Below are 12,146 nucleotides of genomic sequence, written 5' to 3' on the forward strand. Positions count from 1 at the left end.
TATGCAAAGTTAAGGGACAACCATGGTGCCATACTAACCAACAGGAGGAAAGATGGGTTACACTCATGCCATCCGTGTTTTGGTTTGTTTTGGATATGTATATAAATCGCCAACCTTTTAACACCAGGCTGCCTTTGGTGTACCACCCCAACTATTCATTTAGTTTTGACCCGAATCACCGCTTTGTAATGAGTAAATTTGCTAATTTATATCAGCAGGTGAAGGCAATGGGATTGATTGGTGATAATGTGCATCAGCCTCAACTGGGCTCGCCAGAGCCGCTGGAAACGGTCCATTGTGACACCTACCTGTGGGACCTTTGGCGTAACCAGCTTTGTGCAAAGGCCATGCGGCGTATTGGCCTGCCCTGGTCTGAGCAGTTGATGGCAAGGACGTTTACAGCACCGCTGGGGACACTCAAAACGGCTGAACTGGCTTTACAACATGGCGTGGCCTGTCACCTTGCTGGCGGGACTCACCATGCACACTATGATTTTGGCTCCGGTTACTGCATGGTGAACGACCTGGCATTTACTTCTACAACACTGATTGAGCAGGGGAAGGTCGACAATGTGCTGATCTTTGACCTGGATGTCCATCAGGGAGATGGCACGGCAGCTATGTTAAAGCATCACCCTTATGTGTTTACCTGTTCCATCCATTGCGAAAAGAATTTTCCGTTTAGAAAACACAGTAGCGATCTGGATATTGGTCTTACGAACAACCTAAAAGATGCAGAATATCTGCATATTGTAGAAGACACTCTGAAAGGCCTGCTCGAAGACCTAAATCCGGATCTGGTCTTGTACGACGCAGGTGTGGATATTTGGGAACACGATGGTCTGGGCAAATTGGATATCAGCTGGCAGGGTCTGGAACAGCGTGACGCCCTGGTACTGAAAACCTGTCAGCAAGCAGGCGTACCGGTTGCCACTGTGATTGGCGGCGGTTACGACAAAGATCACCTGCGCCTGGCTCAGCGTCATGCTATTGTGGTTGAACAGGCGGCATTGCTTTAAACTCATTTATACGTGATTAAGGCTCAATTGAACAATAATTGGTCTGCACTTGTTAGTGAATAATTATAAAAGGAATAATATGAAGTACTTTTTGGCAATCATCTTACTTGTGATTTCAATGCAAGGCGCTGCACAAACTGAAAACAGGCAGCCATCGTTAGTATGTATGCAGTTGATCCAAATCGTAGATTCTGCATTCTCACACAAAAGCCAGGGGAAAACCAAACAACAAATGCTGGCCCCCTTACCATCAAAAGACGTATTAGCAGGTTATCCAAAGAGTATGTCTGCACAGCGGCTATTGGGTGAGCAGATGCTCGAGGTGGTTGCGGATATATATTCTCATGAAGCGCTGCCTAAAGTGGCATATTCAGCTTACCGCGCAGAGAGTTGTCATCGCAGCACCACAGGTCAGCCTGTCGTTAAAGATTTTGCAAAGGTAACCGCTCAACTATCACAGTGTGGCAGTTTAGAAAAAGAAGCGCAGTACAAATGTGGGTTTGAGCTTGCAAAGCCAGTGCTCTAATTGATACGCCACACTTGTCATCCCGGGCGCTTGCGACCCGGGAACCGCTTGACGCCACTCGGTTCTATAACCGGGAGGGTTTAGTCCAGAGTGATAAGTGCTCTATGCACTTATATCTAGCGGCTGGCGTTGATATCGCTCAACCTCTGACCCGAATCACTTCACCCTGCGCGCTGGCTATCAACCAGTTGTGCAAGCTCACTGCGGCTGTTGATGCCAATCTTGTCGTAAATACGGTACAGATGATTAGACACGGTTGAAGGGGCGACATCCAGTTGCCTGGCTACTTCTTTGAAAGTCAGGCCTTTGCATACCCATTCCACAATTTGTGTTTCGCGCTGACTTAACAGGTCTAATGGGCCCGGTATTCGCAATGTTACTATCATCAGCTCGCCCTGTGCTTTAAAAGAAACCGCCAGGTTATTGATCTGCGTTGTGGAATTGTCTTTGCCAATGGCAAAGGGCAGGGTAACGCCCGAGCGATTGGGAAAATACTCGTTGAGCAAAGTAACAAAGCGAGGCTGGACCTCGTGAAAACACCCGTTTAAGTCGCATATCGCAGATGCAGCGTGCTGCTTTGTGTGGAGTTCATTCCCCGCATGCAAGTGCAAAAAGAAAGCATGAGAGGCGGCATTGACCAGATGAAACACAAGTCGTTCCTGTAATTGACGTTCGCGTTCGGTAAATATCTTTGCTCTGTCAAAGCGGTATAAACTGAGCAGCGAATACAGACCATTGTCCTTGTCAAAATGTCCAGCAGCCAGGATACGTTCGATACCATATGGTTGAAACAATTGTCGGTATAAATGAGATTGATAAAAATCATCGTCAGCAATCACATCCTGCATATTAACCGGCTTACCCAGGTTATTAATCACGGCGTCTTTGATTGGGTTAATGGGCAGTGTTTTTTGCAGGTGACAGGCATAATGTTCATCCAAACCAATGTGGCAAACATAATGAAAGTGAATATCAGCACTGTTGCCACTGCCCCAAAATGCCGCATCAAAGTCGATGACTCGGGATAGCTGTTCTAACGCCCATACACGATATTCATCCGGCGGTATACGCGCGGCTTCACGGTAGAGTTTGCTGATAAAGGCTTCTGGATCCGAGGCGGCAAAATTCAAAGGGGTTGTCATAATGTTATTTTGTCCGTGTTGATAATACCTGTTGTGTTTATCTGTATTTTTACGCCGTTCTGGCAGTAAGCGGGTGGATGGCCATGCAATCGGCGTGTTTTTAGGTTAAATCTACTATTGGCCAACTCCGCTTGGCTGTTCACTATTGGCCGTCATAAATTTGAAGGGCCCAATATGAAACCTAATTATCAGCTCTCACCTGAACTGTTAAACAATCGCACACAGTTTAGTGCGCCATTTTTTCAGCGTTTTACACTTCGCCATGACCGGGCGCCACTGCAATTAAATACCCATATAAGCAAAAATTACTTATTTCCTACGTTTTACGGCGATGTCAGTTGCGCGATTGGGGTGTTCTTGTGTGACTACCAAAAAGCGCAGGCATTGTTGCCACACCCTGAGATGAAACCCGTGGCTATGCCCAAAGGGAGGGCGCTGGTTACGTTCTCATGCTATCAATATAAGCAAGTGTTAGGTATGGCACCTTATAATGAAATTGCTATGACAATTCCGGTGATGGTTGGCGCAGCGGTAAATGTACCTGTATTACCAATGATTGTACCTGGCTTCAAAAAGTTTGGTTTTTACGTGTTTCATATGCCGGTTACCTCAGAAGAGAACCGCATTCGCGGCCAGCAGATCTGGGGGTTGCCTAAAGCTGTTGAAACAGTAGAAATAGCAGAGGATAGTCAGTTCTCCACAACACAGGCCTATGATGGTGAAGACAAGCCATATTTTACGCTGCGGGTGCCGACGCAGGGCAAGGCGACGGCGTTTGATGTTTCGTCCAACCTGTATTCTCTGCGCGATAATCGTTTGTTGCAAAGTCCTACCCATTTTAAAGGCACCTTCAGGGTAAATAAATACCTCAGCCGGCTTTGGCAAAAAGGCGGGGATGATCCCAAAATGCTGATCCTGGGTAAGGGTCCCAGAGCGCAGATGCTTAAGTCGCTGGATATTGATCCGCAGCCGTTTCAGTTTCGCTATGCTGCAACAATGAATGCGTGTTTTGATTTGCCCAATGTGGATTATGTGGCGCCGGTGGGGTTGCGTTGAGGACTTGATATTGTGGCCTGATGAGGCCACTCGGATAACCAGGCCATACAGAGTTGGCCTGGTTGGTCAGCTTATAATGTTGCCAGTTTATTTGACAGTAAAGGTTCGGCTCTTGCCTGAGTAACTCTTTATTTTTCCACCCCAGCCGCTCTTCCAGTGGCCATTGTGTTTAATGCGATAGGTACCTGTGGGCATGGCCGGATTGATAGTCCATTCCAGCTGCGCGAACGAGCAGGCCATACAATCCGCCGCAGTATCGCGGATCCAGGTGAACTTAGTGCTCAGGTCATTATCAGTTAAGACGGTTGACCAGCTACCATTTTCATAGCGCTGCACCTCCATAAAGCTCGACATGGTTTTAAAGTTATTCTGAGGGTGGCCGGAGCGAAACTTCACCTTAACCGTATTACCACGCACGTAACTGCTGTTGGCATCATTCCAGGTTTGTCCGAATGACTCCCACAATCGTTTATCATCGTAAACCACACCAATGGCATAGACTTTTTGTTTGTTGGACCAGTCCAGCGGGCTCGGACCTGTGTCAAGGGTATCGCCGTTTACCAAAGCATTGGCAAGTCCGCTAAAAATTTGCCGATATGCCGCCAGGCTGTACTGACCAAACAAGGTATGTGCACCTTCGTAGTACTGGATCTGATACTCTTCTTTGGTTGTGATATATCCACCATAAGCATTGGCCAGCCCGGCAAAGACCACAGTGGTGATGCCACGAGGGGCAAGTGCTGCCTGTAAATCGCTGCGCAGGCGGCGCGCGGCCATGGTCGTCATTTCCCCCGGGATCCCCACAAGTGCCATATTGCCAATCTGAAAGAGCTGAAAAGGTAAGGTATCTGTATACAGGTGTGCGCCGGAGCCCAGTTGAGTGGGTAAAAAGGTGGGTTTAGGATACTGACATACCTCGTGGGTTTTGCTGCCCAGCACGTTTTTATCAAACCCGAGCAGGCCTGCAAAATCATTGATGAATTTAAACGCACCACCCACAGCACCAATCACCGTACTGCGATCCCAGCTGGTTCCTTCGTTATCCTGTGTCATGCCTTCAAATACACCCGACTGGCCAGAAGGACCATCATAGGTGGCACCCGCAGTCATTGAAAAGCCAATGGCGCCTTCACACAAAGACTGTGCTCCATTGCCCGTGTAGTGCCCCGAGATATTCAGGCCAGGTAACTTAACGTACTGAAAGCGTACGTCTAATGCACCACTGAGCATGTCTGTTGCATTGTTATAAAGGCTCAGCGCTTTGTTATATTGCTTGTTTGCCGATAGCGCAACGTTGGCTTCATTGCTACCCGCACAGCCATTTTCAGGACCGCATACATTGGGCGAAACATCGCCTTCTTCACTGTTGGCAAAGGCGGCAACAAACTGACCAGACAGTGGCCAGTTAGCCCCCTTTTGCTTTTCAAATAGCTGGGCGGCAACGCCTTTGTTGTCTCCGGTGATAAGGCGCTGGCTCTGGTTGCTCGACACATTGTGCACGCCAAACCAGTTGATCATACCAATCTCCTGGCCATTGCTTTTCACCAGCTTTAGCAAGGTCATGGTTTCATTAACTTGAGTGTCGTATTCGTCGGCATCTGGGTTTTGGTTGTAGGCGGTAAGATTGCGGTTCACTGCCGCGCCGGATAATTGCCCCTGATTGATGTGAATACTGCCTAAACCTCTGCTCAGATAGGCGTTACGGATGGACAGGTAGATACCATTGACTATGGTGTTGAAATTATCTTCGTCATAACCCAGCGCACTCATATTCAGCATTATATTGTGATCATAACCACCAGGCCCGACATGAACATGCGTTGCGCTGAGCATCACATTATTCTGGTTAAAAAATGGCGCAATTAGCGGGTCGCTTGCGATTTTTTTGAGCACACCCTGATGTACACCCTGGGTAATGCTTTGCAGATCTGCACTGACAAAGGTAACAAGCTGATTGGAATTTGGTTTGCCAATTACAAATGCACGAGACCAAAGGCGTGTATGTATCCCTTTGGTGGTTTGCCCAACATCGCCATAGCCTACCATGCCCCGATCGGCGGCCGGTCCGGTAATATCATAGATCCCAGAGCCAATGATCCAGTCACTATTTGCTTTTGTACCCAGGCTAACAAGCATCAGCGCTAAGCTGCTGACTCTAATCAGCCAGGTTTTATATCTTGCGTGTAAAGTAGTCATACTAATCCCCCAGCCATACCAGGCAGTACGGCTGTTTTCGTTCATTGTTTAGGATAAGCACCCATTTGGAATGGGTGCTTTTGATACTCGCGAGATTGAGGGACTATTAAATCTTGGTTATCAATGTAACGAAATAGTAATATTAACCTAACAAGCCGATACCGTGAGAGCTGACCATTTACGTTTTACGAGCGAAAATACAGTCACGGAAGCTGCCAGTCTATTTAGACAATAAATAAGCTTTGCCAGAAATCCACAACACTGCATTCCAGGCGGTAATATCATATCCAGTTACAAAACATGTTTTGCTAATAGGAACTGTTACATTGTAAAAAAGAGACGCGCGACGTGTTATGTAGAAGGGCTTTCACGGAACCTCTGTGCATTTACAGGCAGAGGTTATGAGTTAGAGACGTTTTGGAAAAAATATGATGAAGAAAGTAGCTTTTACACTGGTATTACTTATGGCTGTGCTACAAGGCTTTTATGCCATATTCGCCTATATCCAGCCCGTGGGTTTTTCTGACATTAGGGGCACTGCGCTGGCCTCTCCACAAGACCTGGACTGGATACACATATATGCATCTCGCACCTTGTTTATTTCTCTCATTATCGGTGTATTGTTATATTTCAGGAATTATCAAACGCTATTTTGGGCGGCACTTTTGGGCACTGTGATGCCATTAACGGATGGGTGGCTTGCGTACCAATCTGGAGCTGCCGCTGGTGTAATCGCCAAACATATTGCAACAGTCGTTTATTTGCTTGCTACAGCGTTGGTATTGCGCACTGTGGTGAAAAGAGAAGGTAGCTGAATGACTTTAAGCATTTCAGTATGGGTTACCCGTTTCCTATGGTAACCCACTTGATATGAAAAGTTAGTTACTTACCACATTAGATGCAGCAGATGCACCGTAACAAACCCCGCTACTCGTACAGGCTTTTACTCGATATTGCCGATTTCCCGAGCCCAGATTTGACCAAGACATACTCGATGTGTTTGGCGCACTGGAGTATCTAAAGTCGGTCCAATTATTGTTGTTGTACTTTATGGAAAGTACATATTGGTAAGCGCCAGGCACATCGTTCCAATCTACAACGATTGTATTGCCTATGAGCCTTGCCACTGGTGCATTGGGTGTACCCAGACGTGAACTGACTGTGGCCGTATTTGAGATGGGGGAAGGCTCTGAGCAACCGTAACTGTTACAGGCGATGACACGATAGCGACGATTTCCATCGTTTAAGTTTTGCCAGCCCATGTAAGACGCTGAGGCAGGGCTTGGAATATATTGATAGTCGGTCCAGCTGTTATTATTGTACTGAATAGCAACTTTATAGGTTGCACCACTAACAGGTTCCCAGTTTACATTCACATTGTTGCCTGAAACGGATGCATTGATCCAGCCAGGTGCATCTGGCACACCTGGTACTTCATATTCATAATCAACGCCTATGGTGTATTCGAAGTACATATAATCTTCACACTCAGCCGGGTTTCTATTGGCACATCGTAAACTGACACTGTTGTTTAGTTGCGCCTGCAGGTTGAATGACAGATTATCTAAGCGAACACCATTAAAAGGAAGGTGAACCGTTGAAGACCCTAACGAGTTTGCACCGTATGCCGACATAATGGCTTTAACCTGACCAGTTAACGGGTTAGATAAATAGGGGGAAGTTGCGCTAACCGTAAGAATATAATCGCCCAACAGCAGGCCCCGGGTCAGTATTTGTCTATTTGCATAGGCTGTAAAACTGGCGCGAATATTGGTGATGGTCGCATTGCCTGGGACTTCACAGCTCTCAGCGCCATAGGCGGAGTATTTGGCGGTCGTTACGTAGTCATTGTTGTCCCAGCTCATAGGCGGGGCGCCCGGTTGGGTTCTGGATATTTCACAATGTCCACTTTGCGTCGCTGCGGTGGCAGAGAAAGTGGGCAGGAGCCCGAGTGCCAGAGTAGCGCTCATACACAGCGCTGAAGCACAGCTTGGTAATAACTTAGAGATCATACTTACTTTCCTTTTAAAGTCTGTCCTAAAAATGTGAGGCTGGTAACTCTTGTCAGCCATGAGGGAAGTGCACTTTTAATAACAAAGGCCATTTGATGTTATATTAAAATATTCATCAGGCAATTGATTTAATCGGCATTCCAGATGCGAATTTTCGAAGTTGGAAAGCCTTGAGTGTTCATTACCAACAGACAAAAGACACTGAGTCATCACATTCTTGCAAGTTCGTATCAATATTGAGACAGTGAACTTACCTAACATCCAGACAAGGAATGACACCATTGGAATTTTGTTTTCTTGCCGAGCGGCCGGAGTTTAAGGCGCTGATTGCTCACTGGTATCTTGAACAGTGGGGCGCTATCGTGCCCGATGCTTCTTTGTCTTCGTTTGAAGACAAGCTCACTGAGTATCTGCAAACGGACGCTATCCCTTTAATCGTACTCTTGATGCAAGATAATGCGCCCATTGGCGCGGCTCAGCTGCGTTTTCATGAAATGACCATCTATCCGGATAAAACCCACTGGTTGGGTGGGGTGTATGTTGCCCCCATGCAAGAGGCAACAAAGCCGCATCGGCACTGGTACAAAAAATCGAGCAGCTTGCAGCCTCTTTTGGCGTCCGGGAATTGCATTTGCAAACCGAACAGCAAGACGGCGGGCTCTACACACGTTTAGGCTGGCAGGCTCTGGAGCGTGTGAATTATCGCGGCGTGGATGTGGTTGTGATGTACAAGCGTTTAGCACATTCGTAACGATTGGAGGGGGCATGATCACAGGATTAAACCATATCACTATAGCAGTCAGTGATTTACAGCAATCTATCCACTTTTATATGGACGTATTGGGCTTTACCGGTCATGTCAAATGGGAAACGGGTGCGTACTTATCAGTCGGTGAGCTGTGGTTTTGCCTGTCGAGCGATACTCTGTGTGCCAAAACGGACTATACGCACATTGCTTTTACAGTATCGGACGCGGACTTTTCCGACTATTGCCAGAAGGTGTTGGCTGGGGGCACAAAACAGTGGAAGCAAAATACCAGTGAAGGTGATTCTTTGTACATTCTGGACCCGGACGGCCACAAACTGGAACTGCACGCAGGCAACCTGAACAGCCGTTTGAACGCACTTAAAGTAAAGCCTTATAAGAATCTGGTGTGGCTCTAACTGAACGTCAGAACGCCGCTTAGTTGTGTGACCTTATAACACGTCGGGTTTTTATCTGCTTTTATCGCGTATCAAGTGACATCTGTGGCGCACTGCATAACTATGTGGCTCTTATTAAAACGACAACAATAGGAGGCTGTCTATGCCTTTTGGACTCAAACGTACTTTGCAATGCTCCTTGCTGGCGTTTGCAACATTACCCGTATTGGCGCAGGCAAGTGCCGGGCTACAGGCTGAAGATATTTTTGAGCTGGAGTATGCAAGCGATCCGCAGATTTCGCCCAATGGTGAGCAAGTGGTGTACGTGCGTAACAGCAACGATGTAATGAAAGATGCCAAAAGGCAAAATCTGTGGCTGGTGGATGCCAAAACAGGCGTCCAGTCTCCGTTGTTTTCTGACGAAAACCGCTACTATCAGCCGCGCTGGTCGCCCGATGGCAGTAAAATTGCTTTTCTGAGCGATGTGTCTGGCAGCACTCAGGTGCACGTGCATTATATTGCGCAAAACCGCACGGCTTTGCTGACTCAGTTACAGTCTGGGATAAGTGACCTGACCTGGTCGCCAGATGGTAAATGGCTGGCATTTAGCCAGAAAGTAGAAGAAAAGCCGGCGGTTATCGCAAAAATGCCAGCTAAGCCAAAAGGCGCGCAGTGGTCAGAGTCGGCCATTGTGATTGATAAAGCCTATTATCAGGCGGACGGGCGCGGTCTGGTTAAGCCCGGGTACAGACAAATTTTTGTGTTGCCAAGCGAAGGCGGTACGCCTCGTCAGCTGACTTCAGGTAACTACCATCACAGTGGTAAACTGGCCTGGCGCAGCGACTCTAAAGGCATCGTGTTCTCAGCAAACCGCATTGCTGACTGGGAATATAAACGCTTAGAAGGCGATCTGTTCGAGGTTGATTTTGCTGGGAAAATCACACAGTTGACCAATGCACCGGGTCGTGAGCACTCTCCAAGCTTTTCAGAAAATGGCAAGCAGCTGGCGTTTTTGAGCTCATCGGGCGAGCTGAACCCGTATCGCAATCACAAACTGAACATTATGAACTGGCAAAGCAAAGAGTCGCGCATGATTGCGAAAGACTTTGACCGTTCAATCCAAAGCCCAAGCTGGATAGGCAGCGCTAAGCTGGCCATCGCCTATGATGACCACGGTATGCGCAAGCTGGCCACCATTACCACCAAAGGTAAAATTAAAGATCTGACTGATACGCTGTCGGGCACCACGCTGGGCCGTCCCTATCTGAGCGGTCAGTTCAGTGCTAGCTTCGATGGTGAGATTGCTTTTACCAAAGGCTCAAGCTCGCGTCCTGCGGATGTGGCAGTGACAACCGGTAAAGGTAAAGTGAAGTCGCTGACTGCGCTGAACGAAGACTTACTGGCGCATAAAACACTGGGTAAAGTGCACGAGATCACTTACAAGTCATCGTTCGATGGTGAACCCATTCAGGGCTGGTATATCACGCCGCCGGATTTTGATCCGAGCAAAAAGTACCCGCTGCTGATGGAAATCCACGGTGGTCCACACCTGGCTTATGGCCCTCATTTCTCGGCCGAGCTGCAGCGCTATGCAGCCCAGGGTTATGTGGTGTTTTACGATAACCATCGTGGTAGTAGCTCATATGGTGAACGCTTTGCCATGTTGCTCAAATACAAGTACAGCTCAAAAGAAGACTTTGCCGATCATAACTCAGGTGTAGACGCCATGATTGCCAAAGGCTTTATCGACCAGAATAACCTGTTTATCGCAGGTGGCTCAGCGGGCGGTATTGCCACGGCGTATGCCATTGGCCTGACCAACCGCTTTAACGCCGCTGTTGTGGTTAAGCCGGTGATCAACTGGTTGAGTAAAGTGCTGACGGCCGACAGTGGTTTGGTGCAGATCCCCACTCAGTTCCCGGGGATGCCGTGGGAGCATGTTGACCATTACTGGGAGCGCTCGCCGCTGTCTCTGGTTGGCAATGTCACCACGCCGACTATGCTGATGACGGGCGAGGAAGACTTGCGTACCCCAATGGCTGAAACAGAGCAGTTCTATCAGGCACTAAAACACCGTAAGATAGACTCTGTACTGGTGAAAATTCCGGGCGCACCCCATGGTATTGCCGGGCGTCCTTCGCGGATGATCAGTAAAATAGAACACACGCTTGCGTGGTTCGAAAAATATAAAAAATAACGGAAAAGCCGCACAATGCGGCTTTTTTTAACGATGTAGTTCAGGAGTTTTAATGAAGTTTTTAAAAGGATTTGGTTTGGTAACTGCCTGTTGGTTGGGTACCGCAGCGGCCGAGGTTCAACCTGCCAGCGTTTACGATAAAGCCCGTGACAGAGCCATCCCGGTTGAGATCACTTATCCCGAGTCCCAGGCGCAATGCAGTGAAAAAGCCCCTTGTCCGGTGGCGTTCCTTGGCGCGGGCTACGGCATGTCGCATACTGATTACACCTTTTTAGCCAAAGTGCTGAATAAACACGGGTATCTGGTGGTCGCAATCGGACACGAATTACCGGGCGATCCGCCGCTTTCAGTCTCTGGTAATTTGTTTGAAACGCGCAGTGAAAACTGGCAGCGTGGTGCAAAAACACTGGCGTTTCTACACGGTGAATTGCAACGCAGCATAACAGGGTACGATTTTAATAATCTAACTTTGGTTGGCCACTCAAATGGGGGTGATATTTCTGCCTGGCTGGGTAATGAAGGCAAGCCCTATGTTAAACAGATCATTACCTTAGACCATCGCCGTGTGCCATTACCAAAAACTAAGGATATCAAGGTACTGTCTATACGTGCCAGCGACTTCCCGGCAGACTCGGGTGTGCTGCCCAGCGAAGCGGAGCAAGTCGAGTTTGGCAGCTGCGTGGTGACCATTCCAAAAGCACGCCATGATGATATTGCTGACTTTGGTCCAGGCTGGTTGAAGGATAAGATCACGCAGTTGGTGCAGTTACATCTGGATGGGAAGCCGTGTTCACAATTGCAAAAAGCGTAATTGCCTGATAGAAAGTACAGTGGCAGTGTGCGAGTCACACTGCC

Annotated in this window: 11 protein-coding genes; 8 read left to right on the top strand and 3 right to left on the bottom strand. The window is 48.0% G+C overall.

The window, feature by feature from the left end; genetic code table 11:
* Positions 1-95 precede the first annotated feature (95 nt).
* Both ELR70_RS04635 and ELR70_RS04640 read left to right on the top strand, forming a co-directional pair.
* Positions 96-1,019, top strand: coding sequence for a histone deacetylase (locus ELR70_RS04635; RefSeq protein WP_054013708.1), 924 nt, complete (start codon positions 96-98; stop codon positions 1,017-1,019).
* A gap of 79 nt (positions 1,020-1,098) precedes the next feature.
* Positions 1,099-1,545: a hypothetical protein gene (locus tag ELR70_RS04640; RefSeq protein ID WP_054013444.1), complete on the top strand. Its 447-nt coding sequence runs from the start codon at positions 1,099-1,101 to the stop codon at positions 1,543-1,545.
* A 161-nt stretch (positions 1,546-1,706) separates the two neighbouring features.
* Here the strand turns inward: ELR70_RS04640 and ELR70_RS04645 are convergent, their stop codons facing one another.
* Positions 1,707-2,687 (bottom strand): LuxR C-terminal-related transcriptional regulator, encoded by a 981-nt coding sequence (locus tag ELR70_RS04645; RefSeq protein ID WP_054013443.1) that lies wholly within the window; start codon positions 2,685-2,687, stop codon positions 1,707-1,709.
* A gap of 174 nt (positions 2,688-2,861) precedes the next feature.
* On the opposite strand from ELR70_RS04645, the gene ELR70_RS04650 reads away from it, so the two are divergent.
* Positions 2,862-3,743 carry an acetoacetate decarboxylase family protein gene (locus ELR70_RS04650; RefSeq protein WP_054013442.1) on the top strand — a complete coding sequence of 294 codons (882 nt, stop codon included), beginning with the start codon at positions 2,862-2,864 and terminating at the stop codon, positions 3,741-3,743.
* Positions 3,744-3,830: 87 nt separating this feature from the next.
* Here the strand turns inward: ELR70_RS04650 and ELR70_RS04655 are convergent, their stop codons facing one another.
* A complete protein-coding gene (locus ELR70_RS04655; RefSeq protein ID WP_235577037.1) occupies positions 3,831-5,939 on the bottom strand; it encodes a neutral/alkaline non-lysosomal ceramidase N-terminal domain-containing protein in 2,109 nt (702 codons plus the stop codon).
* Positions 5,940-6,367: 428 nt separating this feature from the next.
* Between ELR70_RS04655 and ELR70_RS04660 the strand changes: the two genes are divergently transcribed.
* On the top strand, positions 6,368-6,754 hold the full coding sequence (locus ELR70_RS04660; protein ID WP_054013440.1) for a DUF4267 domain-containing protein: 387 nt from the start codon (positions 6,368-6,370) through the stop codon (positions 6,752-6,754).
* Positions 6,755-6,817: 63 nt separating this feature from the next.
* Here the strand turns inward: ELR70_RS04660 and ELR70_RS04665 are convergent, their stop codons facing one another.
* Positions 6,818-7,951, bottom strand: coding sequence for a fibronectin type III domain-containing protein (locus ELR70_RS04665; RefSeq protein ID WP_054013439.1), 1,134 nt, complete (start codon positions 7,949-7,951; stop codon positions 6,818-6,820).
* A gap of 589 nt (positions 7,952-8,540) precedes the next feature.
* Here ELR70_RS04665 and ELR70_RS25840 point away from each other — a divergent pair.
* The 4 genes from ELR70_RS25840 (at position 8,541) to ELR70_RS04685 (ending at position 12,102) form a co-directional block, all read left to right on the top strand.
* Positions 8,541-8,702, top strand: a complete 162-nt coding sequence (locus ELR70_RS25840) for a hypothetical protein (RefSeq protein ID WP_347232124.1) — start codon at positions 8,541-8,543, stop codon at positions 8,700-8,702.
* Between the two features lie 14 nt (positions 8,703-8,716).
* Positions 8,717-9,115, top strand: coding sequence for a fosfomycin resistance glutathione transferase (fos, locus tag ELR70_RS04675; protein WP_054013437.1), 399 nt, complete (start codon positions 8,717-8,719; stop codon positions 9,113-9,115).
* A 142-nt stretch (positions 9,116-9,257) separates the two neighbouring features.
* Complete coding sequence (locus ELR70_RS04680) at positions 9,258-11,291, top strand: S9 family peptidase (RefSeq protein WP_054013436.1); 2,034 nt, start codon at positions 9,258-9,260, stop codon at positions 11,289-11,291.
* A gap of 52 nt (positions 11,292-11,343) precedes the next feature.
* On the top strand, positions 11,344-12,102 hold the full coding sequence (locus tag ELR70_RS04685; protein WP_054013435.1) for an alpha/beta hydrolase: 759 nt from the start codon (positions 11,344-11,346) through the stop codon (positions 12,100-12,102).
* The last annotated feature ends 44 nt before the right edge of the window (positions 12,103-12,146 follow it).

This window comes from Pseudoalteromonas sp. R3 (genome assembly GCF_004014715.1).
Classification (GTDB): Bacteria; Pseudomonadota; Gammaproteobacteria; order Enterobacterales; family Alteromonadaceae; genus Pseudoalteromonas.

Excerpts from the sequence above, each read along its gene's own strand:
- ELR70_RS04640 (WP_054013444.1), top strand. The coding sequence starts at position 1,099 with ATGAAGTACTTTTTGGCAATCATCTTACTTGTGATTTCAATGCAAGGC.
- ELR70_RS04645 (WP_054013443.1), bottom strand. The coding sequence starts at position 2,687 with ATGACAACCCCTTTGAATTTTGCCGCCTCGGATCCAGAAGCCTTTATC.
- ELR70_RS04655 (WP_235577037.1), bottom strand. The coding sequence starts at position 5,939 with ATGACTACTTTACACGCAAGATATAAAACCTGGCTGATTAGAGTCAGC.
- ELR70_RS04660 (WP_054013440.1), top strand. The coding sequence starts at position 6,368 with ATGATGAAGAAAGTAGCTTTTACACTGGTATTACTTATGGCTGTGCTA.
- ELR70_RS04635 (WP_054013708.1), top strand. The coding sequence starts at position 96 with ATGTATATAAATCGCCAACCTTTTAACACCAGGCTGCCTTTGGTGTAC.
- ELR70_RS04650 (WP_054013442.1), top strand. The coding sequence starts at position 2,862 with ATGAAACCTAATTATCAGCTCTCACCTGAACTGTTAAACAATCGCACA.
- fos (WP_054013437.1), top strand. The coding sequence starts at position 8,717 with ATGATCACAGGATTAAACCATATCACTATAGCAGTCAGTGATTTACAG.
- ELR70_RS04665 (WP_054013439.1), bottom strand. The coding sequence starts at position 7,951 with ATGATCTCTAAGTTATTACCAAGCTGTGCTTCAGCGCTGTGTATGAGC.
- ELR70_RS04685 (WP_054013435.1), top strand. The coding sequence starts at position 11,344 with ATGAAGTTTTTAAAAGGATTTGGTTTGGTAACTGCCTGTTGGTTGGGT.
- ELR70_RS04680 (WP_054013436.1), top strand. The coding sequence starts at position 9,258 with ATGCCTTTTGGACTCAAACGTACTTTGCAATGCTCCTTGCTGGCGTTT.